Genomic DNA, 26,272 nt, shown 5'->3' on the forward strand with positions numbered 1-26,272 from the left:
ACTATTTTAGACTATTAACGACACTTGAAGACAATACTGTTTTGATAAGGGCATCAGTCGATAGTGATTTTAGATATGATATTGACTCTAATTTGCTTTTATCATCATTTCCATCAAAAGCATTTTTCGTTTTAGTATATTTTAACGCCTTATCTATGTCATAGCACCAGTAGGATAGCCGGTAATCTTTGGAATTCAAGCTATTCTGTGAATTGTATTTAACTCCATCGGCAGCAAACACCTCGCCCACTCCAATTTTTAGTTTATTATCTATTTCGGTAAATTGTTTGTAATTAATATTTGTCAAAATAGAATTCATTATAAGACATCGGCATTTAGTATCAGAAGGTTTTGGAACATTAAGAGCAATGTCAAAAACTTTATCCCATTTCAAACTATCCTGCGATATTTTAGTGGAAGCTATGTCCTGGATAATTACTGAGTACCCACGTTTTCCAGATGAATTCAGTTCTGAACTGAACAACTGTTTCAATAGAGCCAGTTTGACGTCCGCTTCCCAATCGCTGGTAAGCTTAGATTCGTAAACGACCTGATCGCTTAGGGGAACAGTAGTCGCTGGCCGGCCGCTTGCACGAAGTAGAGAGGGTGGATATACAATTTGGGCATTCCCTGCGGTGTCGACATACACAATTGATCCCACAAAAGATGCTAAGTCTTCCCTAACTATTGAGGTATTCTTAAATAAAAGCCTATTTGTGTAATCGTCTGGTAATACTTTATTGACTGGAACGGCATCTATTATTTGCGTCAACGCCGATTTATTTGTACAAGCCAAAAGGTTTAGAAAGAGGAACACAAATAATCCTATGTAAAATTTGCCCATCGCTTGGTATATTTAGGGTGACATAATTAACTTTTATCAATAGCAATATACAAACAATAAATTGAGAACGTCTTTCGTGGCAATTAGTTTATTGATAGTGTATTGCGTTTAATCAGAAAGGAAGCATCGTAAATTAATATTTTATTTGAACCCTCCCTAGTTTTTAAATGTCTTGCCTACCAGAGGGAGGTTACTTCACCATAAGAGTATAAAAGAAGTGTTCTAGATATATTGATTTTTCATATGACTATCATATGGAAAGAATTTAGAAAATTAAACATGCATATCAAACCTGATTATTAAAAAATTATTAAACGGTCAAAGAGTTTATAAAGTCGTATATCATCAAAGATCTATGATGATTAAGTTGGGTACACATGCCCGAATGTTCAGTGCTCTTTACATTGTAGCTAGCCCGACAGTGATACCCTCGGATGAGAGCTGAATGAAGTCGGAGGATTACCTTTCCAAAGATACCAAATACTCCGATGTCTGGACGAAATGGTGTGATGCTACCGATGAAGAACTGACCGATAAATCCAGGGGCATGGCTGATCTGAGACTGCTGGCTGGTCAGATCATAAGTAACGACGCAGATGATTGTGATGCCTATCGTAACTGACCAGTTACTTCAACGCAAAGGCCGGGCATTCGAAACAATGCCCGGTCTAATATTCTGAAAACCGATGACCAAGAAGGTTTCTGCTTCGATCGAGAAATGGCTGAAAAATATTCCACAATGCCTTGCTATTTGGGAAGCTTTCAATCGGCACTCCATTATTCGAAGTCACATTGGTCGCTGGAATAAGTTTGTAAGCGAGGGATTGGAACGAGCAAATCAATCAGCTGCTTGTCAACCAGTTCAAGTCCCGAACAAGTTGTAATCCATGATTCACGTCTTGAGCCCGTTTTTCCTACCTGACAGGGCCGAAAGATATTAGTTCAATGCGATATAACCGGTCATAGCCGGTTATATCGCATTGAAAACTCAGTAGTCTGCAAACACATACCCATCCACCTCTGTATATCCTTCTAGGAATAAATCCCTAGCGAAAGCTTTATAATCACAATATCGTTCAAGTGCCGAAGCTGCATCAGCCAACATTCCAGTTTCATCCACGTACTGGTAAACATACTCTATTTTCGTATCCATCATCGATCCACCAAAATCCCGGCGATAGCTCTCCTGAAAACTCTCGAGTTGTTCGTCTAGTGCTTTAGCATTCCCGGGCCAGCTGCTTATCTGTTCGCAATAAGCCTTGAACGCATCACCCATCTCTTCCAGCGCTTCGAAGTACAGAAAGGCATAATCATCCAGATTACATTCTGAAATCAAGAAATCCGGAATGTTTTCACAGTCTCGAAACATGAGCTCTGGATCAAATTCATTCTTATGGTATTCATAACAATCATGGTAAAACTCTTTTGCATCAGTGTAGTCTGTGTCAGGTCAAACCATTTCCCGAAGAGTGAACCGCTGTTGTAGATTCCTTAAGTGCCTACATAAATCCTTGGAGCATTTCCTAATGATCTCATGCTTGAAAGTCTTTAAAGTTGCAAGAGCCCGGCTTTGTGCTCAGGGCAATCGCTTGTTCCACTCGAAGAAAAAGTAACGGAGCTTGCCTCATGGATGCAAAGTGGGGGGAAGGCGGCCATTGCGCGGTGTAAGGATCGTTGAAAACCGCAGTAAATAGCCGTGGGCGACCAGCCGGAGACTTTACAGCCGTCACTTTTACTTCGTAACTTTCGATACACTGTTGCCAGCTAATTCATCGGAAAGCATAGGGAATTGCCGGAAACTAAAAACATTTTCCCACAACAAGATTCGAAACTTGCCTCCCAGTAACTAAATCATTTTTGCAGATGTTCAACACTTGGCCGGTATGATCCACCGCCACCAATTACGATATGAAATATCGCTTCGGCAACAACTTCCTTGCACCACTCCTCGAAATCTAGGTCACGCGAAATAAAGGCACCCAACCTTAACGATATGAATAATATCATCCCGGCAACTAACACTGCGAATCATCCAAAGATGGAATAGAGATAATGAAGTACAATTGCCTATAAGACGATAAATTGAATTGGGAACAGGTTGTAAGTTAAGCTTTGAAAACTACTTGTCTCTGACAAGAGACGAAAGTATTTGTTTCAACGCTCAATCTTTGATCAAATATTGATAAAGGCCGCCTAATCAACAATAACTACAATTCCGGGGCTAACTTCAATCAGGAAACTATCAAAGGTCTCTCAAATAGCCGGTAAATCGGGCCGTGCTTCCAATTTTCGCGAAATCAAATTGAAAACATACTTGGCAACCACTTAACGAATCATTAAGGTTTTCGTCTGCATATCCCGGGGCGTAGCCACATGCTGCGACTGACAAAGTTTTCAAAACCATTACTTGGACACCCGGCGTTAGTCAGAAGCAGGCTATACTTGGCCGGTTCAATTCTTGAATGGATCAGGCCTTTCAGAAAAATTCTACGGGCTTCTCACCACTCATGCCAGCAGCTTGCAAGAGTCCCAAATTCTCCGAAACAGCATTGATTTCCTACGGCAGGATGGCATTTACCTATTCCGGTATCGACTTCATCCCCCATTTTCCGTTGATCCTGAATGATAATTCAAGGCCAATCGTCCAAATGTGTCGCTGCATGCCTTCAAAAGGGTTCACATCCGTCTTGGAGATCCGGTACATCTGCGATTTATTCCAGTCGCTCAGCTGATACCAAAAGAACAGATCAAGCCTCAGACGACCTCCTTCAATGCCAATCTCTGCGGTTGGTTTTTGAACAAAACCAGCCGTGCCACTAGCCTTATTAACGAGATTGCCTCTGTATCCGCTATAACTGAATTCGTAGTCGATGTCCTTTTGATAGCCGAGGGTATAACCTAAACCAAAATATCCGGTGGAATGCACCTTCCGGCTAAAAACAAATTCAGCGAATATCGGGACATCGACATTGTACCAGCTGAATTTCTTAGCCTGAAAGCCGATCGGGGAAGACGAAGTCACGTTTTTCCCCGGTTTGATTTCGGTGAAGAGCGCCCTGGGTTTGATGGCGAACCTAACCCGGCCTGCGTCGGGATTGGTGATCAGGTTTACGCCCAGCGCATAGCCTTTTGCCCCTGATGTTGAGTTCCCGGCATTGTCCTCATATGTGGCCGAAAGACCTACCGATACTACAGGGGCGATCGCTATCGCACGCATTCTATTGTCACGTTGGATTCTTGCTTTCAATTGCTTGTCTTTTTGAGCAAGCTGCCGTTCGGTGTCACATCTGTTGGCCGGTTGACCAAATTCCACTAGTTGAAAGTATTTGCAGTCCGAGGCCGATATTAGTTCATCAGCAATCTGGCCGATGTCAATCATGGTGGTTAGCGGTGTAGACTCTTCTCCCGCCATTGAGCTTGAAATGATTCCGACGATTGAATTGAAATTATCAATAACCGGCATTCCCTGCGCATAAACGTTCCCTCTGACCGTAGCAAGTTGTATTTCTGCTTTACTCAGCAATTGATTTTTGGTGAATTCACGGCTGTTGGGATACCATGTCGACTTTTGTTTGGAATCACCGATATAAGAATAAAACGGTGCCGATGCTTTGGAATAGGACTGGTAATAAGCCTTACGCCAATCAACGGCTATATTCGCTTTCACGGCATACAAATACAGTCTTGATCCTTTGAAATTGAAAGTACGAACCTGCATCGCGAGGTAGGTCGTATTATTTTTATAGAAATAGGTATTCAAATTATTTGGCAGCTCCTCGGGTTTCGATTGATCTGCTGTCATGACATAATAGGTATTCCCTTCCTGGCCAACTATTAATCCGTAGATTTCACCTTCCAGATATACGATATTGGGCAGATAAACTTCATGGTTGACGGATTGCGCCAGTGAGCATGTTGAAACAAGTATGAAGATGAGGCAGGGTAGAAATTGTTTCATGAGGTTCAATTATTGTTAGGGCCACGGAATTGTATTTCATAAAAAGTGAATGGAAAGACTTTTCCATCCGAATATTGGGCAAGCGCAAATTCGAGGTGTACTTTTTCTTCAAAGAAGACCTGGCGAAGATTGAAAATAATCCAATGACCATGGATATTACTTTCTATAACCGGTGCTTTGTAAGACTTCAACTTGATCCGCTTGTTGCTTCCAGGAAAAAACAGGGTAGCAAATGAAGGTAAATCTTCGTCAATGTGCGCAGGGTAATACAAGCGAACCTGATCTATCATACGTTTCTCGCCGAAAGAAATGATGTACGAGTAAGCACCGCCATCCACGATTTTCTTTTCGGACGAGCCGTCGTTGTCATACAGCGGGGTGATCAGTTCCTGCGTTTTGGAGTCCCGGATCGAGCGGATCGGAATGATCGGAACCTTCGTTGTCGGTGGTTGTGGCTTAGTTGGATGTAAATCGGGCGACGCCTCCGGTAAGCCCCATGGAATCCCCCAGTTTTCAAGCATACTTTTCAGCATCATGGCCGGGCGTGCCAGGCCCGGGCTTTTAAAAACCATTCCTACCATTGCATCCCCGGAAAACAAGGGAGTACCCGAGTCGCCATGCTGGGCACCGACCTTCGACATTAGCTGCTCCTTGTCCACGCTGGTTAGTATAGCGGCTCCCCCGAGGTCAACCGCGCTCCGCTCGCTCCTTACGGACAAAATATAAACCGCTTTTCCGCCTTTTGGCTCCCGAACATATAGAAACGGCCTCCAAGAGCGGCCCGGGCAGACAATGCGTAAAACCGCGACATCTAAAAATATGTTTTGTTTTAACACATCAGCCTCGCCGTCGTATCGGTTCTGAGAAAAACGAACTTTTACTTCACTGGATTTTTCAACCACATGCGCTGCCGTGATGATAAAAATGGTATCGCCGCTGCGACCCGCCACGAATCCACTGCCTACTTCATTGAATGTACGATCCGCATTGTTGGCCCGGATCTCAACCACATTGTCGCTCAGCAGATCGCGGGCAGATGCGCTGATTGTTTGGGCAAAGGAATAAGTTAATCCCAGATATAAATAGACGGCGATGGAGATGACCGATTTCATAATTGTCGTTTTGAGCGGACTAAATAGGGTATCACAAATGTCAATGCGCCCCAGAGAATGGTAAGTATCCACGAGTTGGTATCAAGCATAACACGGAAACGCGACGGCCTTTTGTCATTGGTAGCACTACTTTCCTCAATGCCCACTTCTAAAGTGGAGACCTTTCCATGAAAATTAATTTCGAAGCCTTCCGGATCGGACTCAATGTCGATTCGCAGGGTGTCGGTAGGCCCGAGGTTCACCACATCTCCGGCCCTTACCGGCACGGAGTCCTCCTTAATCTCCACCATCCTTACCAAACCTCCTGTAACCGCAGTATGCGCCTCTCTGTTTAATAGGGGATTTGGACTCAAAGGCCAGCCGGGTAACTTTTAAATTCCGGATGCGGAATTTCTCAACTTTGTGCAGATCAATTTTGATAGGCATCGTATTGGCCTGATTGACAAAGTTCAAAGGTTCTCCCCTTAAATTCTCAACCGTACTATCGACAGACGAGAATTCACGCAAAATTCCGTTTCCGGTTGAACCTACTTTTATCCCGGAAGTCAAATCGGGGTGTGACTGCCTGATTTCCAGTCCGATATTGTCTGGGCGCTGCTGATACACGTCGATCAGGCTGTTTTCGGGCAGGTACATAGACTTGAAATTCAGAATCGAGTCCTTTTCGGAGGTAAGCAGAAAATTCCCGTTTTTTCGCCTCTGTTCGGGTCTTACGTTCTCGAATATCGCCGCTCCGCGCCAGGAAACACCTGTATTTTCCGACCTATCGCTTTTCAACAACTCTTCATCCACATTTACAAATGAGAGTGCGGAGGTATGTATGGTCCCTGTTACCGCGGTGCTTGATGCTCCTTGCATGAGCCATATCGAAAGCCCGGCGACACACAGTATAATAACCAGTCGCGCAAACCAATATACGTGTTCAAGAAAGTGATCCTTCAAGTCCCGTAGCGCATTTAGCCGCGCCATGTTGCTTTCAACCCTTGGAAGGTTAAGGGCAGTCTGTTCAAGCATTTGATTGTACCGTTTATTGACGCGCCGGTACTGGCGTATACGACGATAGGCGGTTGCAAAACCGAACCCGCCACGAACAACTTCCCTGATTGACGGCGGAAATTTTTTATAAAAATGGCTCATCCGGGGAGTTCGATCATCTTGGCTGGCAACTCTGACTTATACCCGTCAAACGACTCGACCGTTACTTCTAATTTATACAGGCCTTTACCGATTGACCTGATGATGTCTATTTCGATAAGACGAGGACCCAACACCCGGGCTTGCCCCGCGTTAGACGCATTCATAGCATTTCCGTCGCTTTGTCCATTTTTAACCCTCAGGAGTTTATAGGTCGCAGACTTTATCGAAACATTACCAGCCAAGCGCAACTTATAATTTCGATCAGCAGGCCTATTAGTAATTCGAAAAGAAGACATTGCAACAGGAAAAAAATACTGCTCGCCGCCGAAAGTGTACTGAGCATAAAATCCTAGATTTTCCTTTTTGATATGCCTTTTGGCAATAACATTCCTGGCTGCTATCTGAATAACACTTCCAGCAGTAGTGTTAACATCAAGGCGATATTCATCAGAAAGATTATAGGATACACCAACAATTTTAACAGGAGTCTTTATATTTAGAGATGTTCCTAGTGATATTATCTCATCTTCTGCATCAAAAAAATTAACTGGTCCGCTGGTAAAAGAAGCTATGTCAAATAAGGCTCCATTTACTTTGCTTTCGGTAATCAATCCCTCGCAGTAGCTGCCGCGAGATTTATAACCCAGATCACCTGCTAATGCAACGCTTCCACGCGGCAAATCGGTACACAATTGTGCATAGCATGTAGCGGTAAACAGTATTAGCCCAAAAGTCCAAATTAGTTTCATGAGTGAGGATGGTCGTAGTGCACTAATTGTTACCAATATATTATCTAGGAATTAAAATATCAAACAATCGCTTTCTCTTATTTAAATGTTATAAAAATCTTGGCATATTATAGAGAAGTTTGCAGTTCGGTTCTAACAGGAATTGAATTGTAATTGTCCCCGCGTTAGGGCTATGGGATTTAACCCGTTTATAACATCGGAAATTCTACTTTCAACAGTCTCAATATCTGGGAGCAGTTCGTACCAGGTTGGAAAATTTGAGTAACTATTTAGATATTAGGGAGCATTAAACTTTTCCACTGTCGTAGTGAATTTGATGAACTTGCACACGATTAATTGCAGCTTCATCGAAATGTTTCGATATCTTGTCCTGTATAGAAGTGGGAGATTATAAGCAGTTTTCAATTGGTTTTTCGCCAGAATCCGAGTTCTAAACAAGTAATCATCCATGATTCAGGACTTGTTTAGATTTTGCTAAGCAAAGTTTATTCAAGATAAGAATTACAAGGATATAACAAGCAGTAGCCTGTTATATCCTTGTAATTACTCAGTAGTCAGCAAACACATAACCATCCACTTCGGCATATCCTTCTAAAAACAAATCCCGAGCATAAGCTTCATAATCAAAATACCGTTCAAGTAGAGAAGGCGCGTCAGCCAACATTCCAGTTTCATCAACGTACTGATAAGCATATTCTACCTTCGCGTCTCTCATCGATCCGCCGAAGTGGCCGCGGTAGCTCTCCTGAAAACTCTCGACTTGTTCGTCTAGTGCTTTTCCATTCCCAGGCCAGCTACTGATCTGTTCGCAGTAAATTTTGAAAGCTTCCGCTGTATCATCATCCATCTCGTCCGATGCTTGAAAGTATTGAAATACGCTATCATCCAAGCTGCATTCCGAAATCAAAAAGTCCGGAATGTTTTCCCAGTCCTGAAACATAAGCTCTGGATCAAATTCATTCCTATGGTATTCATAACAATCCTGGTAAAACTCTTTTGTCTCAGCGTAGTCAGTCAAATCAAACCATTTCCCGAAGAGTGAACCGCTGTTGTACATTCCATAGGTGCCTACATAAATCTTTGGAGCATTTTCTACTGATTTCATGATTGAAAGTCTTTAAAGTTACGAGCCTGGCTTTGTGCTCAGGGCAATCGCCTCCTTCAATCGAAGAAAAAGTGACGGGCTTGCCCCTGGGTGCAAAGTCGGGAGGCGGTTTAAGGAGCGGCGATGGCCGCGGTAAATAGCCGTAGACTTTACAGCCGTCACTTTTTACTTCGTATCTTTCGTTGCACTGACTGACAAGTGTGCGTGTGGTTTTGAACTCTGGAAAACATATTGTCGGCTGTTTCTCTATTTGACGTTCATCAGATGCTCAATCCTTGTCGTTTCCGCCGAGACTTTTTCTTCCGTTTTACAGGCACAAAAGCTTGCGACATCTCCATCCCCATTCGCTTTTCAAGATTTTGCAATGAATAGTCTTTCCCCAGGTCAGAACCTTTCACTTTCATCCGATTTTGCATATTGAAAAAAGCTACACCTCTTCCTATATACGTCTTGAATCCGTGCGTTTGCATTTGCCTTCCGAGCTCATCGATTGAAGATGCTTTTGCTAAAACCTGATCTACCAAAGTCCGGAGGTTGATGATTGCTGTATCCTGCCTTGGTGCTTGCTGCTTTCCTTTTTGATTCAAGGTCATATCAGAAGTTATAGTTAGTCCAAGTTCCAATTCCATTCGTCTTGAGAATTCGCCCGTCCGCGCATAGTTCTTAAAATGATCGGCGGTGTTTTTGCCGTTGTAGTTGATCCGGTTTGCGACAATATGAATGTGCTTATGCTTCGTGTCGTTGTGCTTGAAGGCAAGCATTTGATTTTCCGCAAAACCAAATTCCTTTGCAAACTCTACGACCAAGCTGGTGAGCTTCTCTGTGGACGGATCTTCCCCTGGGGGAAAGCTGAACGATTGATGCCAAACATATTTATTGAGATTTCTGTTTTTGTCCCTGTTATCCAGCATTTGTTTGGCTAGATAATCCAAGTCCAGCCTTCCGTCCTGCATTGTATTTATGCCAAGATGCTGAATGTAAATAAGCTCTCCCCGAACGTCGTCAATCGTAACTTCTTTCAATTGTTTTGCTGTCAACTCTTTTTCGTAATAACAGTAGCTCAATATTCCCTTCGCAAAGTTTCCCAAACCCACTTTCCCTATCATAAGTCGAAACGTTTAAGCATTGCCCTGACCTTCTCTTCAATCATCTTATGCACTTGATCGGGATGATCCGACACCTCCGATTTCCATATCCGAAGCTGTCCGGCCAGTTCACCCGGCTGATAGTAGCTCTCATATTTTGCCAATAGCTCTTGGGCATTGCGAAAAATGTTTTCAGTTGTTTCAAGAATGCTGGTCTTGTTTTGAGATTCAGGCAGGATCTGCTGAATGTATAGCGTTAACTGGTGCATCCACTCCTGTACATTGTTGAGCGTCTTATGAAATATCCTGATCTCAAAATCTTCAAATATCCAGAGCGTGATGATCTGTGAAAGTAAGCGCAGGTGCTGACTGCTCTGCATCCATTGCCGACTTTGCATTTGGTGGTCCTTTGTTTTCAAAACCGCAAGCGACAGAATACCGCTAAGTTGTTCGAGAGTCCGGATCATCTCCGCCGTTCGGGCGGGCAATGTTTTCTTTTGCGGCCGTTTGATGGGTGTATCCAATGCCAGTGTTAAAAAGAATTGGCTTGCTGAGAGTCCGCTCTTCTCAACCAGCTGGTTAATCTCGACTTTTTCATCTTTGGTAACCCATACAGAAAAGTGGTCCCTTCGCACAACCTTCTCCTCTTTCGGTGGTCTTCCTTTTCTTTTGCTTTTCATAATGTCTACGGTTTAAGCTATGAGCCGCGAGGCGAATAGCAGGGGTCCAGGGGTTTTCCCATGGCCAGCCGCCGGGGAGTCGCTTTTTTGCGACGTACCGGCGATAGCTGGCTGTGGAAAAACCACCGTGGTTCCCGAAAATGTTTGAGTTTGTTTGTCTTTGTTTGAAAATGTTTGAAGCTTGATTTCAGACTTATGGGATGTTACTTCCGCCCAAGTGGAATGAGCATCTCCTTGCTTTTTTTGTCAAAAATGTACTCTTGACCGATCAACACATCTCCTTTCTTCTCCTGAGGTCGAAGCTTCAAAAAATTACCGCGCTCATCCTGCACAATCTCGCCATTTTGCATTAGAAGACGGTAGGCTGGTGCATTTTCATAAGCTTCAACAATCCTGAGACGCTCTCGATACTCCTCGTCTGTTGAGATCAGCCAAGAAAATAAAATCGAGCAAATTATCGCAACAACAGACCATGGAAGACTCTGCGCCAAGCCATAATAGAAAGCTTGCTTTCTGTCGGAAAAATGAACTGGTCGCTGGTTGCTTTTAATTGCAGCTGCCGCTTTGTCGATTGTGTCTACGGATTGATCGACCTCGGCCTTAATGCGGTCAAAGTGTTCTTCAACCTCGGCTAGCAACAAAGCAGACCAGTCATCGATTTCCTGGGCGTATTCATATTGTGATATGAATTCGTAGTCAAGTTTCTTGATTTCGAAATCGTCTGCTTGATATTTCCATTTAATGAAATCACGGGTATGTTTAAGGCAGGTCTCATACCGCTCCAAGGTGCCTGGTGCAAAATCCGCTCCGATTAATGCAGCGATCTGATCGTTGTGCTCTCGAAAAATGGGCAGGATAGTCTTCCCGCTTTCCGTCCTGCCTAAAAGAATATTCTTGATAGCTTCTGACGTGACCTCTTTGTTTGCCTCAATTAATGATCGCTTTGCCTCGTAAATCTTCGAAGTCAACGTATCAAGGTACGCATTCAATGTTTTAGTATCCTCCTTGTTCCCGGTCGCCCGACCAGCACCCACGCTCCACTTGGACGGATGCCAGATACGTTTGGTGGAGATGTCTTTTGGAACACCATTGACGGTGACACGGCAGTACACATAGCGCATTCCGTCTGCTAATTCTGGATTGGGTCTTTTCAAAAAGAAAATCAACCCGAAGCTTGTTTCTAACATAGTACATAATGTTTAAGATGAACAAAAATCGAATTGTTACCATTGAAACGCAAGATGTTTACGGGGTGAACATCTTGCTAACCAGCTAGTTATGCACCTAATCGTGGAAGTTTTTTTGAGACTTTCTTACTTCCACGAATCGCTACATTTTTATTGGGAATTTTTGAATATTTTGGTGTAGCACAAAAACGCAAAAACCCCGTTTAAAGCGTTTAAACGGGGTTTTTGAATGTTTTGACATCATGTCCTGCAGAGAGAGAGGGATTCGAACCCCCGGACCTGTTACAGTCAACGGTTTTCAAGACCGTCGCAATCGACCACTCTGCCATCTCTCTAAAATATTTCGCCGTGTGCGAAACGTGGTGCAAAGGTAAAAACAAAATCCTTATCCGCAATAGTTCAGTTAAAAAATTATGGCCTTTGACATTATCTGTTATCCACAAATGTCACTTGCAAAATGTGCGTCACGCCCTGATGAATCTTATATCGCTCGTCCAGCCTCACTCCTACCACCCACATAATCTCTCCATTACCATTTAAGAGAACCAAGGTTTGTTTCTTTGTAAACTGGTCCATTTTTGAATCAATAAAAAGGTCGCTCAACTTCTTCTGCTTGCCATTCATTCCCAACGGTTGAAAAACGTCGCCCGGTTTCCATTTTCTGATTGTCAAGGGAAAAATGACTTTGTCTAAATTTATGGAAACCGAACTACGGCTTTTGAGGAAACCCTCGTCTGTATTTTGGATTTTCTTGCTTAGGATGATGTGTCGTCCGACGAGATCTACTTCATGCTGCTCTTCAACAATCTGAATGTCACCATTTGATTCATCCACGGCTGTCTTTTTCAGAATCAAGTTTTCCCGATCTATCAACAATTCGTGACTTGCAGAATGAAAAAATTTACCCGAAACCCCTGTCAAACTATTAATTATCTTCTCCACTTGTGAATATGCAAAACCATAATCCTGCAAAATATGCCAAAGCCGATATGCGGGCTCAGTTGCAAGAATAAGCATTGTCTTGCTTATCCGGATCTGATCCTCCGCTTTTACGACAACGCCTGCTGCCCAATCATCAAGCATTTCCTTTAAAAGCTGATCTGCGCTTCGGAGCTTCGCCGAAGAATGATTGAATGTCGACTCCAATGATGGGTTAAGCTCCTTCAAAACAGGAATAACCTTGTGCCTGACCAGGTTTCGTTTGTAATCGTCGGAATCATTGGACCGATCCTCTCTCCATTGCAGTCCATTTTCTTGCGCGTATGCGAGAATTTGCTCTTTTGTAGCGAACAACAATGGACGTAGAAGATGATTGTTAATGCCCGATATGCCGTGCAGACCTGCTAAACCGGTTCCCCGCGTGAGATTCAGGAGCGTCGTTTCAAGCGAATCATTTGCGTGATGCGCAGTTGCGATATATGAGTAGTTGTTGCCTGCCCTGAGTTCTTCAAACCATCCGTAGCGCAAATCCCTGGCAGCCATTTGAGTAGAAATACCTTTTTCCTTTGCGAATGATTTAACATTAAATCGTTTGGAATAAAAAGGAAAACCGGATGCATTTGCAAGCGTTTTGACGAACTGTTCGTCGCCTTCGGACTCTTCCTCTCTTAAACCGAAATTACAATGCGCAACTCCTGCCGGGAAACCGGCTTTTTGAAACAAATGAAGCATTACAACCGAATCTACACCTCCGCTTACGGTCAGAAGACAAGGCTGCTTTTTGAGATCCAGCTTGTGTTGGTTAATAAAAGTTAAAAAAGGATCCAACATGAACCTAAGAAACGTAATTGATGTAGTTTTGGCGTATATAGGATTAAATAAGTCTTTTACCAGGCTTTTTTTAAAGCGCTTATTTCAAAGGTAAAGGAAAGAACGGCAACATGAAGAAAAAAAAATACATCGCAAACTGCAACCCTTTTAAACTTTTGCGCGTCATCAATATCAAAAGCAATATATTCCGATTGACGTTCTTTGTCTTGATGTTTTTTTCACCTTATCTGTTGGCACAGAAAGCTTTACCGCAATCTCAGCCTGTTCAAAGTGAGGATCTTGTTGAAATTATAAAATCTGACGAGCTGGAAATTATCAACGAAAATGGGGTCGACTCCAGACGAGTGACAAATGGTATTTTCAAGCATAAGGGAGCACTGTTATATAGCAAACTGGCCATCCAGAACATTAATACGAATGTGATTGAGGCCTTTGGAAATGTAAAAATCGTTCAGGGTGACACGGTTACGGTTACTGGCGACACGCTTTATTATTATGGAAACACTCGTCTCGCGATCGTTAGCGGCAAAAAGACGGTTTTGAAAGATAGCAAACGCACATTAACCACCCGAAAAATTGAATACGACATGGCGAACGGCATTGCCAATTACAAAACGCCAGGCCGGACCGTGGATGAAGAGAATGTGCTGACGAGTAAAGAAGGTTTTTATAATACGCGGACCAAAGAGTTTACTTATTATAAAAGTGTAAAGCTGGTCAACAAAAAATATGTGCTTACCACCGACACGCTGCTTTACAATTCGATTACAAAATGGTCGGACTTTAATGGTGTTACGAAAATCACCAACAAAGACGGCACGGTAAATGGAACGAAAGGTCGGTATAATACGGAATCTGCGGAGTCGTCATTTCAGAGGCGGACAATGGTTGACAATGAAACGTATACGCTTACCGCAGACTCGCTGGAAGTGGATGGAAAGAGTAACAACGGTCGTGGAAAAGGTAATGTTGTGATTGTTGCTAAGAAGGACAAAACGGTTCTGAACGGCGACGAAGGTTATTACTGGAAAAAAGAAGGTTATTCCAAAATTTTCGGTCATGCCTACGTTAGAAATGTAGTATCAGACGACACACTTTACATCCGCGCTGACACATTGTACTCTTATGAAAATCAGCGAGATAGCACCAGGAAATTGGTTGGAAATAAGAATGTCTTTATATACAAAGCGGATTTCCAGGGCAAATGCGATTCGATCACATATAACACAGCTGATTCGATCATTCGTTTTTTCCGCAAGCCGATTTTATGGAGCGATCAGCATTATCAGATGGAGGCGGATTCGATCACTGCTTTTTTAGTGAATAATGAGATCAACCGGATGCTGCTGAAAGGAAAATCTTTTGTAATTACCGAAGACACATTGGTAAGGCAGTTCAATCAGGTAAAGGGTCGCACGATCAATGCTTATTTTGAAACGGGAAACAAGTTAAAACAGGTTCTCGTGGACGGAAACGGCGAAAGCGCTTACTATGCAGTGGATGATGAGCAAAAAAACATCGGGCTCAACCGGGTCGAGTGTGGAAGGATGAACCTGCTGTTTACCGACAACCGTGTACAAAAAATCTCATTTGTGGGGAAACCGGACGGGAAGTTAATTCCGCCTTCAAAAATCAAGGCTCCGGAGCGACAACTGGAAGGATTTAACTGGCGAATTTCAGAAAAACCAACTAAGAACAAGACAATTTGGAAAGAGTTGTAAAAAATATATCAGGACACGCTTAAAATTTTAAAAACCGGCATGGTTTTTTAGTCTAAAAATAAAGATGGCCATTCACACAATATATTTTGAATATACAATTATTTCTCTATATTTTTGTAATGTACTTTTTAACTAAAATAGTCGAACATATTAGTCAAAAGTATCCCAACATGACGCTATGAAAAGAAATATACTTTACTTAATGATTTTACTAACGTTGGCCTTACAGGGTTTAAACGCACAATCCGTCTCGAACGGTAGTCGTTTGAACATGGTCAGCAAAAAGAAACCAGCCTCCGGAGAAAACATCAAATTTTCAGGCCTTGCAACAGGTTCAAGCTATAAATTGTTGTCTTTACAAAATCCAAAAGCGCTCAATAGCTTTTACCGTTCATTCCTGTTTTCTTCTCCAAATGCTTCTGAAAGCACTGGCGTCGCGACCACCGAAGTTGTAGAAAAGTCTGCTGACAGGAGACAGCCAGCGATGGAAGCACAGATGAGGGCAGAAGAGCAATTATATGTAAATGACAAAATTTCGGTTTCGAATATTTACCCAAACCCTGCCAGTGAATATGCAGATTTGGATTATAGCATTACAGCAAGCGTCCGTGATGCCAGATTGATTATCTACAACGTGCTTGGTTCTCAAATGGCCGAGCTGCCCCTAAACAGAAACGACAGAAAGCTGCGTGTGAATACGAAGGATATGCCAACAGGGCTGTATTTCTATCAATTGTCACTTGACGGTAAAAAAGTAGCCACCAAAAAAATGCTTGTACGTCATCAGCAATAGGCTAATTTTTAACACTATATCAGCTACGCATTCGTTATGAATGGTGTAGCTTTTTTTATTACCTTTGCACCTAATATGCGAAAAAACAGTCCAGCAAGCTATTTCTTGCTTTTTATTGCGGTCCTTGTAATTACTTCCTGTAGTAAATTCTCGAAGTTACAAAAGACTGGTACGGATCAGGAAAAGTATGATGCCGCGATGTCTTACTACAAAAAAGGGGATTTTTACCGATCAGGTTTACTCTTTGAAGAGCTTATTCCGCTATTGAAAGGAAGTACGGAATCTGAGTTGGCGCAGTTCTATTACGCTTACACCCAATATCAACAAGGGCAGTATAATACGAGCCAGTTTTTATTTAAAAAGTTCTTTGATACATACGCACGCAGCGATTACGCACAGGAAGCACTATACATGCATGCTTTTTCCCTGTACAAGGATTCGTCTCCGTTCAATCTTGACCAGACCAGCACATTTACGGCTATTTCGGCCATGCAGGATTTTATTAATACTTATCCTGAAAGTCCTTTCCGGGAAGAATGTACGCGTTACATTTTAGAGCTGCGTTCGAAGCTGGAAAGGAAAGCATATGAGAGGGCACGCTTGTATCACAAGATCAGCGACTTCAATGCAATGTCGATGAAATCGGCTGTGATCTCGATCGAGAACTTCCGCAAAGATTTTCCGGATTCTAAATACAACGAGGAACTTGCATTCCTTAAAGTTGAGTCGCAATACAATCTTGCTGCGAACAGTTTCAGCGTTAAGCAAAAAGAAAGATATCAGGATGTTTTGAAGTTCTATCAGGAATTGATAGACAAATACCCGACCGGAAAGTATAACAGGGATGCGGAGGATATGTTCGAGAACAGCCAGAAGCAGCTTGAAGTCATTGCAAAAGCAGAAGTGGAGCGGCAGAAACAACTTGAAACACAGCCAGATCCAGCTAATAAGCCGACGAAAGTAACAACGCCGGCCATTTCGGAACCAAAAGGACAGTAGTTCTTTTATTAAATTAAATTTAAACTAATATCACCATAAGCATGGCAACCAATCCATCAATCATTACCCGGGATACGGACAAGATCGCAGACGTAACTGGTAACTTGTACGAGTCAGTATCAGTGATTTCTAAAAGAGCCCGTCAGATTTCGAGCAAAATGAAGGAAGAGCTTAATAATAAGCTTGCTGAATTTGCTTCTGGCGTAGATAACCTGGAAGAGGTGTTTGAAAACAGGGAACAGATTGAAATTTCTAAGTTTTACGAGCGTATGCCGAAAGCCGGAAGCATTTCAATCGATGAATTCATTGAAGGAAAAACATATCACGCTTACCGCGATACGACGGAAGAATAAAATTTGATTTTAGAAAAAGCCAGCCGCAAAACTCCTTTGCGGCTGGCTTTTCATTTATAGGCGTCAAAGATTTTAAATTGTTACACTTATCTCTGTAACTTTATGCCTGACAGGAATCCTTCCAAACTGACCACCCAAAGCAATTGAAGATTGAATCTCAAAGGTAAAAAGATACTGGTTGCCGTTTCAGGCAGCATTGCTGCATATAAATCTGCACTTCTTGTCCGACTTTTGGTTAAGGCTGCTGCTGAGGTTCAAGTTGTTATGACAGAATCAGCGAAGGAATTTATTACACCGCTTACTTTGTCCGTCTTATCCAAAAAGCCTGTATTAAGCACATTCACATTCGAAGAAGAGGGAACCTGGAATAATCATGTCGAGCTGGGACTCTGGGCGGACGCCATCATTGTGGCCCCCGCAACTGCGCGCACGCTTTCCAAATGCGCAACCGGAAACTGTGATGATTTGCTGACAGCCGTCTATTTATCTGCGCGATGCCCGGTTTTCTTTGCTCCTGCCATGGATGTTGACATGTACCAGCATCCGTCGACGCAGCACAACATCGACACATTAATAAGTTTTGGTAACCATTTGATTGAACCGGAACATGGCGAATTGGCCAGCGGACTGATCGGCGACGGACGTCTCGCAGAGCCAGAGACAATCATCCAGACATTGCATGCTTTTTTTGCTAAAAAATCTGTTGCTTCCGGAAAAAGAGTGCTTATTACAGCCGGGCCAACCGTGGAATCCATTGATCCGGTGCGTTATATCAGCAACCGATCCTCCGGTAAAATGGGCTATGCGATTGCCGAAGCATTTGCTTCCGCAGGCGCAATGGTAACGCTCGTCAGCGGCCCTACAAGCTTGGCGACTCCCGAACCAACCATACAGCGCATTAGCGTGCAAAGTGCCGATGAAATGTTTGAGGCAACCCAGGAACGTTTTGCCAAAAGCGATGTGGTAATATTTGCTGCCGCCGTTGCTGATTACACTTCAAAATTTGTGGCAGGGCATAAGATCAAGAAACAAGGCCAGGCAATGTCGCTTGATCTGGTAAAGACGCGCGACATTGCGGGAACATTGGGAAAGACGAAATCCGAAAACCAGTTACTGATCGGTTTTGCTTTGGAAACGGAGAATGAAATGGAGTATGCGATGGACAAATTACTGCGCAAAAATTTCGACTTCATCATTTTGAATTCACTCAATGATCCGGGCGCGGGCTTTGCACACGATACGAACAAAATAACCGTTATTGACAAAAGGAAAAATGTGAAACATTTCGATCTTAAACATAAGGAAGAAGTGGCACAGGACATCCTGAACATTGTCCTAGATAAATGGAGTGAAGCATGAAAAAAATAGGGGTTTGGTTGTTTTTACTGGTTACCTGCACAATTTCCGGACATTCTTTTGCCCAGGAATTTCAATTCTCGGTAAATCTCAACTATGAACAGCTTGTTGCACAACAAAAGACTGATCCGCAGTCAATGGCGCAGCTTCAAACTTATATGAATGATTTTCTGAACAACACGCGCTGGACCAATGACGAATTTGGCAAGGAAGAAAAAATCAAATGTAAATTGAATGTCAACCTGACCCGCTCACTGAATCAGGGGAATTATGAAGGAAATGCGCAGCTGGTTGTTTCAAGGCCCGTTTATAATTCCAATTATGAGACGGTTCTGTTTACTTATGTAGACAAAAACTTCACATTCACCTACTTACCCAACACGCCGCTTTATTTTAACGAAAATAATTACACCGAAGAGCTTCCGTATATCCTGGCTTTTTACGCAAATATCGCGTTGATTTTCGACTATGATTCTTTCAGCAAATTAGGCGGGTCACCGTATGTTCAAAAGGCATTCAATCTTGTGAACCAGGCGCGTAATTCTTCGCCTAACAAGCGTGGCTGGGATTCAAACGGCGATTCCCGCAACCGTTATTGGCTGGTAGAAAACCTGATGAGCCAGCAGTTTACACCGTTCCGTGAGGGAATGTATAAATATTACCGGCTCGGACTGGATGTAGCAACTCAAAACCCTGCTGAAACGCGCGCGAAGGTGATGGAAGTGCTGAATACTGCCAAAGAAGTAAATCAGCTCCGCCCGGCCAGTGTGGTTATCAACTCATTTTTTGATTCCAAATCGGATGAGCTTTACAGGATATTGATCGAAGCCCAACCGGAGGATCGCGCCAAAGCTTACACATTGTTAGTAGGGCTGGATCCTACAAAAACGCAATTATATCAACGTCTTTCCTTATAAAATCTGCATTCCCACCACTAAAACCTCCGTTTGAAGCTTTTGATTATGAGTAAAAGACTAATTCGCATTTCTGCCAAAGACATTTATTCTTCACTCGAAAAGCTGCTCAAAATAGAGATTAATGCTGTTATGGATAACGGGAACACGCACTTTGGTAAACTGGAATCATTCACCAAAGAACACCTGCTGATCCGTGACACGCGAAATCATGCGCATCTTATCCCATTGCCATCGCTTTATGAAATCGTATATGATGCCGGTTCAAGGTAAGCGAGCAATGTTGGGTTGCGAATGGTTATATTTCCTATTTGTTGATATGATAACTATATTCGTATAGATATGCTTTCGAATTTACTTATAAAGAATTACGCGCTTATAAAGCAGTTGGAGATGTCCCCGGATCCAGGGTTAAACATCATTACGGGTGAAACGGGTGCAGGAAAGTCCATCATGCTTGGCGCAATCGGGTTGCTTCTCGGTAATCGCGCAGACGTGAAATCCTTATATGATTCCAGTGAAAAATGCGTGATTGAAGGCAGTTTCAGCCTTTCAGGATATGACCTGGCACCCAATTTTGAGGATGAAAATCTCGATTACTCTGATGAATGTATTATCCGCCGCGAAATTTCTGTGGCCGGCAAATCGCGTGCTTTTATCAATGATACACCAGTAAATCTGGATGCTTTGAAGCGTATAGGAAGTCAGCTGCTGGACATTCACTCGCAGCATGATTCTGTTATGCTTGGCAACAACGAGTTTCAGTTGCAGGTTGTGGACTCCTTCGCGGATAATTCACAGCTTCTCAAATCCTATCAGCAGGATTTTACCACATATAAGGAAGCGACAAAAGCATTTGAAAACCTTCAACAGGAGGCAGTCAAACTAAGAAAAGAGTTTGATTATGATCAGTTTCTGTTTCAGGAATTGGACAACGCCAAGCTTGCCGGTGATGAGCAGGAAAAGCTGGAAGTAGAATTAAACATTCTCGAAAATGCAGTCGAAATCAGGGAAAAGCTGCAACTGGCCCACACGCTGCTCGATAATCCGGATAACTCGATTCTTGAATTACTTAAAAATGCCGCGAATGCATTAAGCCAGGCCGCGCGCCTCGTTCCCGTGTACGACGCGATACGTGAGCGTGTGCAAAGCACATTGATAGAGTTACGCGATGTTGCGGACGAAATTGACCAGGCTAATAGTTCGGTAGACATTGATCAGGGCCGTGCAGAACTGGTTCAGGAGCGTCTGGATTTAATTTATACTTTGCTCAAAAAACACCAGGCGACGAACATAGAGCAATTGCTGAAGATCGAGGCGGATTTGCAGCATAAGCTGAGCATTGTATTGAACTTGGATGACGACCTCATTAAAGCAGAAAAAACGGCGATACAAGCAAAAGAACGAATGCTGAAAAGTGCGAACGTGCTTTCTGAAAAACGCCGTAAAGTGACCAAGGCAATTGAAAAATTGATTTTGGAAAGGCTTTCGGAACTGGGAATACCAAATGCCAGTTTATCTATTCAAGTCACGGAAACATTACCCACAGTGAACGGACTGGATTCGGTCGCGTTTTTATTTAGCGGTAACAAAGGGATTGTTCCGCAAGAACTGAAACAGGTTGCTTCCGGTGGGGAATTTTCGAGGTTAATGATGGTGATTAAATATATTTTGGCAGATAAAAGAAAACTTCCGACCATTATCTTTGACGAGATTGACACAGGGGTTTCTGGCGAAATTGCCAGAAAAATGGGCAAAATGATGCTTAATATGGCTCATAACCACCAGATTATCGCCATCACCCATTTGCACCAGATCGCTAGCAGCGGCAATGCACATTACTTCGTTTACAAAGACCATTCTTCGGACAAAACTGTGAGTAAGATCAAGAAACTGACAGTGGATGAGCGAGTTCAGGAAATTGCGCAGATGATCGGCGGGCATAATCCCTCAGAAACTGTGCTGGTGAACGCACGCGAAATGATCCTGAAAGAGCAGACTTAATAAAGCGTTTTTATAGTTAACACCTTACCTCTCAATGATATGAAATATCCAATACTCTCTTTACTAGCAATGGTACTTTTGGCAAGTTGTGGCCAGGAAGCCAAAAAAGACAAGGTTACCGAGCTGGAAGCCGAAGTAATGACCATTCACGACGAAGTGATGCCGCAAATGGATCAGATCATGACGTTAAAATCCCAGCTATCTAAGAAAATACAGCATATGGATAGCCTGCAAAATGAGGGAATAAGCAGCAACACCATTGCCGAAGAACGCATTAAAGCAGTTGACCTCAATCAAAAACTCAACGAATCTGACAAGCTGATGATGAGCTGGATGCACTCATACCGTGGCGACTCTGCCAAGAAATTGGCTCCGGAAGGTGCTGTGGCGTATTTTGAAAAGGAAAAGGAGAAAATCCTTGAAGTGAAACAATTAACATTGAAATCGATTCAGGAAGCGCAAACATTTTTGGAATAACAGGTTATGAGACAAGTAAAAAAAGCCGTTCATATATACACATTCGTTCTAACAGCATTGATTTCCAGCTTGATCGGCTGCAAGGATGAGCGCAAGCTGCCTATTTTAGGAGAACGCGACGTGGTAAAGAAAACAGTGGACGGCAAGGAAGTTGTCGATACGGTTTATAATGCAATTCCTGATTTCACTTTTGTTAATCAGCAAGGCGATACGGTTTCCGAAAAAATTGTAGAGGGCAAAATATATGTAGCCGACTTTTTCTTCACAACCTGCCCCACCATTTGCCCGATAATGAAGCGTCAAATGGTTAAAGTTTATAATCAGTACAAAGGCAATCCGGATGTGATGATCCTTTCCCACTCCATCGATCCCGATCATGATACGCCCCAGGTTTTGAAGAAATTTGCGACGGATCTGGGTGTTGAAGGCAATCAATGGCAGTTCCTAACGGGAGAAAAAGAGAAGATTTACGAGATCGGACAACAGCATTATATGACCACCGTTAAAGAAGACAAAACTGCGGACGGCGGCTATCTTCACAGTGGTGCGTTTGTTTTGATTGACAAGGAAAAGCACGTAAGAGGCATGTACGACGGCACAACCGAAGAAGGAACTCAGAAATTAATTGCTGACATTAAAATCCTGCTAGACGAATACAAGCAGTAAGTTACCGCCTAATTGCATGACCAAGCCAGCGATTCTTCTTTTGTTTATTACCACAATGTTTGCCTGCAAAAGCGCCTCCGAATTAAAGAGCGAGCAATATTTTGTTGAAGGATATCAACTCTACACCACCTATTGCGCCAATTGCCATCAGGCCGATGGCAAAGGAATGTCCAACCTCTATCCTCCGCTGGTAAACTCGTCCATTCTAAAAGATAAATCTGCGGTTGCCTGCATTATCAGGAACGGGATGAAAGGCACAATCCTCGTGAATGGCAAAGAATTTAATCGCCCTATGCCCGCAAATCCGAAGCTTACTGAAATTGAGATTGCCGAGCTGGTCAGCTTTGTAAGTATGAAATGGGGGAAAGACAGCCTATATACGCCTATTGAAGCCGTTCAAACTGCTTTAAAGAACTGCAAAGCATATTAAGGCGCTCCGCTAAATTTATAGATCCCGGTCGCCTTTCGAAACTTGATCCTGGTGAAATCCTGTTCGGCATCCATTCCAATCGCATTGGTGATTTCCGAAGTCCGCTTATTAATAACTGAGAGTGGCTTTTCGGTGAAAACTTTACGAGTCCTGGGGCTCCAATTGAGCTCTGTTGTTTTGAGCAACTCCTCCGTTTCCGACTTTACTACGCGCACATTGCCTTTTACAATGTAAACATCCGCAGCTTTGTCGTAATGTCCTGAGTCAGAACGCAATCGGGTAACGATTGTGCCGGTTGTATCGTAGAAGTTAATGTTGATCGTATCCGGAAAAACTTGCGCTTCATTTTGATAAGCGAGCCTTCTCGGCGTTTTCATTACCACTTTGAGCTTTCCCTGCTCACTATATTTTACCTCAACATCGTTCACCACTTCAAGCGGACCTGTGTATAAGGCACCGACTTTATTTTGTTTGCCTTCGCAGGCCGTCAAAAGCCATGCAGTTAGCGCAATAATGCAAAAAGGAGATAAAAACATATCTCCTTTTAATATATACTTGAAGATCAATGCAATACGCATATCAACTTTTAATCAATTTTTTGTTTAACAAACCATCTTTCCAAAAGGGTTACGCCCAACACAACGCGTCCGTATCGTTCGCGTATCATCCCACCGCCTGTGCTCCCTCTCTGACCACCAACGAGCGCAACGGATAGAAAGTTCTGATAACCACGACCCATTGGGAATGTGAAGCCTAAACTAACATTTGTATCATTCACATCTTTGTTTCCAATTGAATAAGGTGTTTTGCCATAGCTGAAACCAACGCGGTATCTAACAAGGTCAAAGTAGTTCAGGGATGTAAATCTTGGAAGATATTCAGCACCCACATTAATGCGTCCCACATCATTCAGGCCGTCATTTGAATTGGCAAAACTCCTGTATTTAGACCATTGCTGGTAGCTGAAATCGGCTGAGAGGATCAGTTTGAACGGCCATTCCAAACTTCCTCCTACTTGAAGCTGATTAGGCGTTTTGAGTCCGCCGCCCACGGCGTTGTCCAGCGTGTCCGGGTTAATGATGTTGATCGCGTTCGAGGTCACTTCGAAAGTCGTCGTCCGGTCTGCATTAATAGTCGTCCCGAAACTGTAAGAAGCGCCAAGGTTCAGATTCAGCTTATTTTCTTTTTTGATAGGGATTCTTAATGCAGCACCAGCACGAAATGCGATGTCATTGTAAGTTGTCCTGTCATTCAAGCTTACTACTGGCTCGTCTGAAAAATCCAGACCATTGTCGTATGTAAACTTATCAATTAAAGAAACCTCCGTGGCTTTGCGCACATTGCCGAAGAAATAGGAGCTTTCAAGTCCGAGGCTCAGGTACTTTGTAACCTGGTAAGAAGTGGTAACAGAAGCCTTATTAATGCCGCCTTTACCAGTTGTGTTGTAAATTCCTACGAACTGCGTTCCCGTTACTTCACGGACTGATTCATTGCTGTAATCAACAAAAGTATACGGTTTGAGACTAACCCCCAGGACCCATCGCGGGCTGATCGGGAATGCCAGCGATACATAAGCAAGGTTCCCTCCGGCATTGGTTTGTTTTTTTGAGCCGGAAACAACATCCTTATACTGACCTATCAAGCCGATATCCAGCGTTGTGAAACGGTTGCGGACCCAAAGTGCAGGATTGAGATTGTTAATTTGAAACCCGGTGCTGGTACTAACACCCGATTGCCCCATTCCTGTATTGTCAGAATAAGCATCTCCGTAAAATTCGCCCATTCCCAGTGAAGAGTATGGAGAATTGCCCAGGCCTTGCGCTTTCAGCGCTGTATTTAGGTATGTACAATTCCAAATGAGTGCAATTGCAAAAGTGAGTATTCTGAATCTACTGTAACGAGACATTATATGTTAAAATTCTGTTCAATCCTATTAAAACCAATTCCGGCACCGCAAAGATGGGTGGTTTCAGGCTACTTTCAAAAAAAGCAGCATCTCCTCCACATAATAGTACGCGCAAATCCGGTGAATTGTGACGGTACTGTTCAATAATTCCATGCATTTCTGCAAGAACGCCATTCATGACACCACTTTGCATGGCACTGCGTGTGCTTTTTCCGATTAATGGCGGGTCAGATTCAGGTTCCACCAGCGGAAGCCGTTTAGTGAACGAATGCATGGCATTAAATCGCATCTTCACGCCCGGGGAAATCAATCCGCCCTGAAACACTGCATTTTTATCGATCAGGTCGTACGTAATGCATGTGCCCATATCGATCACAACCAGATCTTCGCCGGGATAGAGAAAATTAGCGCCTGCCGAGGCAGCAATCCGGTCCGCGCCCAGTGTTTGCGGAGTGTCATAATTTTTTGTGATCGGCAATGGCGTTTCCGGTGATAAGTTGAATATTTTCAATGACTTACCTAACGCATTCTCAAAATCAGCTGCGGTGTAACCTACCGATGAAAACAAAATACAATCCGGAACTTCCGAGAGCACCGCTTCAATCAACTCGTCAAATGTAAGGCGCGTCGTATATCGTATGAGTTTATCTTCCTGGAACCACCCTACTTTCGAATAAGTGTTCCCCGAATCAATGACAATGTTCATAATTTTGCAAAAGTCCTACATTTGGGGCACAAAAACTAACGCTTATCAATAGGCCTGGCAGTGTTTTATACATTCATTATCAAGCCTTAATGATTGATATCAGCGCGTGGAGGTTCCGTAGTCATTATTTTTTCAAATTGCGAGGTTATTTGTTTTGAAAATAAAATAATTTTCTTTACCTTCGTCGCTATAAGTCCAGTATCGACTTCTAAATCCAAATTCCATCACGCGATAACTCTCAACGTTGTCGAGGTTTTAAAAATCTTGCAGATTTACTGTCTTTACTTCCTTTATTTAATTGCTAACTTTCAGAGTAGATC

Annotated in this window: 27 protein-coding genes, 1 tRNA gene and 1 pseudogene; 13 read left to right on the forward strand and 16 right to left on the reverse strand. The window is 43.1% G+C overall.

The features are described 5' to 3' along the window. Nucleotide 1: 1 nt before the first annotated feature. On the reverse strand, nucleotides 2-844 hold the full coding sequence (locus B5X68_RS03515; protein ID WP_082213269.1) for a hypothetical protein: 843 nt from the start codon (nucleotides 842-844) through the stop codon (nucleotides 2-4). A gap of 445 nt (nucleotides 845-1,289) precedes the next feature. On the opposite strand from B5X68_RS03515, the gene B5X68_RS28820 reads away from it, so the two are divergent. Next, nucleotides 1,290-1,466 carry a hypothetical protein gene (locus tag B5X68_RS28820; protein WP_170916572.1) on the forward strand — a complete coding sequence of 59 codons (177 nt, stop codon included), beginning with the start codon at nucleotides 1,290-1,292 and terminating at the stop codon, nucleotides 1,464-1,466. 366 nt (nucleotides 1,467-1,832) lie between these two features. On the opposite strand, the pseudogene B5X68_RS03520 reads toward B5X68_RS28820, so the two are convergent. From B5X68_RS03520 to B5X68_RS03555, 7 genes and pseudogenes are all read right to left on the reverse strand, one after another. Continuing rightward, nucleotides 1,833-2,219, reverse strand: a pseudogene (locus B5X68_RS03520) (antirestriction protein ArdA); the annotation flags it as partial. A 1,203-nt stretch (nucleotides 2,220-3,422) separates the two neighbouring features. Beyond that, on the reverse strand, nucleotides 3,423-4,802 hold the full coding sequence (locus tag B5X68_RS03530) for a hypothetical protein (RefSeq protein ID WP_082213270.1): 1,380 nt from the start codon (nucleotides 4,800-4,802) through the stop codon (nucleotides 3,423-3,425). Between the two features lie 5 nt (nucleotides 4,803-4,807). Beyond that, nucleotides 4,808-5,914 (reverse strand): S1 family peptidase, encoded by a 1,107-nt coding sequence (locus B5X68_RS03535; RefSeq protein WP_082213271.1) that lies wholly within the window; start codon nucleotides 5,912-5,914, stop codon nucleotides 4,808-4,810. Next, complete coding sequence (locus tag B5X68_RS03540) at nucleotides 5,911-6,204, reverse strand: hypothetical protein (RefSeq protein WP_082213272.1); 294 nt, start codon at nucleotides 6,202-6,204, stop codon at nucleotides 5,911-5,913. Before B5X68_RS03540 ends, B5X68_RS03535 begins: the two co-directional genes overlap by 4 nt. Next, nucleotides 6,191-6,928: a hypothetical protein gene (locus tag B5X68_RS03545; RefSeq protein ID WP_141110183.1), complete on the reverse strand. Its 738-nt coding sequence runs from the start codon at nucleotides 6,926-6,928 to the stop codon at nucleotides 6,191-6,193. The genes B5X68_RS03540 and B5X68_RS03545 overlap by 14 nt, the downstream gene beginning before the upstream one ends. 119 nt (nucleotides 6,929-7,047) lie before the next feature. After that, complete coding sequence (locus B5X68_RS03550; protein WP_082213274.1) at nucleotides 7,048-7,800, reverse strand: hypothetical protein; 753 nt, start codon at nucleotides 7,798-7,800, stop codon at nucleotides 7,048-7,050. Nucleotides 7,801-8,347: 547 nt separating this feature from the next. Next, on the reverse strand, nucleotides 8,348-8,905 hold the full coding sequence (locus B5X68_RS03555; protein WP_082213275.1) for an antirestriction protein ArdA: 558 nt from the start codon (nucleotides 8,903-8,905) through the stop codon (nucleotides 8,348-8,350). 2 nt (nucleotides 8,906-8,907) lie between these two features. Between B5X68_RS03555 and B5X68_RS28825 the strand changes: the two genes are divergently transcribed. Next, nucleotides 8,908-9,045, forward strand: coding sequence for a hypothetical protein (locus B5X68_RS28825; RefSeq protein WP_170916573.1), 138 nt, complete (start codon nucleotides 8,908-8,910; stop codon nucleotides 9,043-9,045). Between the two features lie 120 nt (nucleotides 9,046-9,165). Here the strand turns inward: B5X68_RS28825 and B5X68_RS03560 are convergent, their stop codons facing one another. The 5 genes from B5X68_RS03560 to tilS form a co-directional block, all read right to left on the reverse strand. After that, complete coding sequence (locus B5X68_RS03560; protein ID WP_082213276.1) at nucleotides 9,166-10,011, reverse strand: relaxase/mobilization nuclease domain-containing protein; 846 nt, start codon at nucleotides 10,009-10,011, stop codon at nucleotides 9,166-9,168. Next, nucleotides 10,008-10,670, reverse strand: a complete 663-nt coding sequence (locus tag B5X68_RS03565) for a plasmid mobilization protein (protein ID WP_082213277.1) — start codon at nucleotides 10,668-10,670, stop codon at nucleotides 10,008-10,010. The genes B5X68_RS03560 and B5X68_RS03565 overlap by 4 nt, the downstream gene beginning before the upstream one ends. 203 nt (nucleotides 10,671-10,873) lie before the next feature. Then, nucleotides 10,874-11,857 carry a phage integrase SAM-like domain-containing protein gene (locus B5X68_RS29160; protein ID WP_082213278.1) on the reverse strand — a complete coding sequence of 328 codons (984 nt, stop codon included), beginning with the start codon at nucleotides 11,855-11,857 and terminating at the stop codon, nucleotides 10,874-10,876. A gap of 250 nt (nucleotides 11,858-12,107) precedes the next feature. Beyond that, nucleotides 12,108-12,192 (reverse strand) — tRNA-Ser (locus tag B5X68_RS03575). Nucleotides 12,193-12,283: 91 nt separating this feature from the next. Continuing rightward, a complete protein-coding gene (gene tilS / locus B5X68_RS03580; RefSeq protein WP_082213279.1) occupies nucleotides 12,284-13,627 on the reverse strand; it encodes a tRNA lysidine(34) synthetase TilS in 1,344 nt (447 codons plus the stop codon). 230 nt (nucleotides 13,628-13,857) lie between these two features. Here tilS and B5X68_RS03585 point away from each other — a divergent pair, with 230 nt between their 5' ends. From B5X68_RS03585 to B5X68_RS03635, 11 genes are all read left to right on the forward strand, one after another. After that, nucleotides 13,858-15,348, forward strand: a complete 1,491-nt coding sequence (locus B5X68_RS03585; RefSeq protein ID WP_229208266.1) for an OstA-like protein — start codon at nucleotides 13,858-13,860, stop codon at nucleotides 15,346-15,348. Nucleotides 15,349-15,526: 178 nt separating this feature from the next. Continuing rightward, on the forward strand, nucleotides 15,527-16,141 hold the full coding sequence (locus B5X68_RS03590; protein ID WP_082213281.1) for a T9SS type A sorting domain-containing protein: 615 nt from the start codon (nucleotides 15,527-15,529) through the stop codon (nucleotides 16,139-16,141). Between the two features lie 75 nt (nucleotides 16,142-16,216). Continuing rightward, nucleotides 16,217-17,140 carry an outer membrane protein assembly factor BamD gene (locus tag B5X68_RS03595; RefSeq protein WP_082213971.1) on the forward strand — a complete coding sequence of 308 codons (924 nt, stop codon included), beginning with the start codon at nucleotides 16,217-16,219 and terminating at the stop codon, nucleotides 17,138-17,140. Nucleotides 17,141-17,181: 41 nt separating this feature from the next. Next, entirely contained in the window at nucleotides 17,182-17,493 is a 312-nt protein-coding gene (locus B5X68_RS03600) for a DNA-directed RNA polymerase subunit omega (protein ID WP_026632203.1), read from the forward strand. Between the two features lie 150 nt (nucleotides 17,494-17,643). Then, a complete protein-coding gene (coaBC, locus tag B5X68_RS03605; protein WP_082213282.1) occupies nucleotides 17,644-18,852 on the forward strand; it encodes a bifunctional phosphopantothenoylcysteine decarboxylase/phosphopantothenate--cysteine ligase CoaBC in 1,209 nt (402 codons plus the stop codon). Then, nucleotides 18,849-19,766, forward strand: coding sequence for a type IX secretion system protein PorD (gene porD / locus B5X68_RS03610; RefSeq protein WP_082213283.1), 918 nt, complete (start codon nucleotides 18,849-18,851; stop codon nucleotides 19,764-19,766). The genes coaBC and porD overlap by 4 nt, the downstream gene beginning before the upstream one ends. Before the next feature lie 45 nt (nucleotides 19,767-19,811). Next, entirely contained in the window at nucleotides 19,812-20,036 is a 225-nt protein-coding gene (locus tag B5X68_RS03615) for a hypothetical protein (RefSeq protein WP_082213284.1), read from the forward strand. Between the two features lie 69 nt (nucleotides 20,037-20,105). Then, nucleotides 20,106-21,767: a DNA repair protein RecN gene (gene recN, locus B5X68_RS03620; protein ID WP_082213285.1), complete on the forward strand. Its 1,662-nt coding sequence runs from the start codon at nucleotides 20,106-20,108 to the stop codon at nucleotides 21,765-21,767. Between the two features lie 39 nt (nucleotides 21,768-21,806). Continuing rightward, nucleotides 21,807-22,244, forward strand: a complete 438-nt coding sequence (locus tag B5X68_RS03625; RefSeq protein ID WP_082213286.1) for a viral A-type inclusion protein — start codon at nucleotides 21,807-21,809, stop codon at nucleotides 22,242-22,244. A 6-nt stretch (nucleotides 22,245-22,250) separates the two neighbouring features. Then, a complete protein-coding gene (locus B5X68_RS03630) occupies nucleotides 22,251-22,910 on the forward strand; it encodes an SCO family protein (protein ID WP_082213287.1) in 660 nt (219 codons plus the stop codon). A gap of 16 nt (nucleotides 22,911-22,926) precedes the next feature. Further along, on the forward strand, nucleotides 22,927-23,340 hold the full coding sequence (locus tag B5X68_RS03635; protein WP_082213288.1) for a c-type cytochrome: 414 nt from the start codon (nucleotides 22,927-22,929) through the stop codon (nucleotides 23,338-23,340). Here the strand turns inward: B5X68_RS03635 and lptC are convergent. Genes lptC through B5X68_RS03650 form a run of 3 tightly spaced genes read right to left on the reverse strand, consistent with a single transcriptional unit; the run spans nucleotide 23,337 to nucleotide 25,952 of the window. Then, nucleotides 23,337-23,918 (reverse strand): LPS export ABC transporter periplasmic protein LptC, encoded by a 582-nt coding sequence (lptC, locus tag B5X68_RS03640; RefSeq protein WP_229208267.1) that lies wholly within the window; start codon nucleotides 23,916-23,918, stop codon nucleotides 23,337-23,339. The two genes, B5X68_RS03635 and lptC, sit on opposite strands and share 4 nt — an antisense overlap. An 8-nt stretch (nucleotides 23,919-23,926) precedes the next feature. Next, nucleotides 23,927-25,246, reverse strand: a complete 1,320-nt coding sequence (gene bamG, locus B5X68_RS03645) for a BamG family beta-barrel-assembly machinery protein (RefSeq protein WP_229208268.1) — start codon at nucleotides 25,244-25,246, stop codon at nucleotides 23,927-23,929. Further along, nucleotides 25,230-25,952, reverse strand: a complete 723-nt coding sequence (locus B5X68_RS03650) for a type III pantothenate kinase (RefSeq protein WP_082213289.1) — start codon at nucleotides 25,950-25,952, stop codon at nucleotides 25,230-25,232. Before B5X68_RS03650 ends, bamG begins: the two co-directional genes overlap by 17 nt. Nucleotides 25,953-26,272 lie beyond the last annotated feature (320 nt).

It is taken from the genome of Dyadobacter psychrophilus, assembly GCF_900167945.1.
In the GTDB taxonomy this organism is placed as follows: Bacteria; Bacteroidota; Bacteroidia; order Cytophagales; family Spirosomataceae; genus Dyadobacter; species Dyadobacter psychrophilus.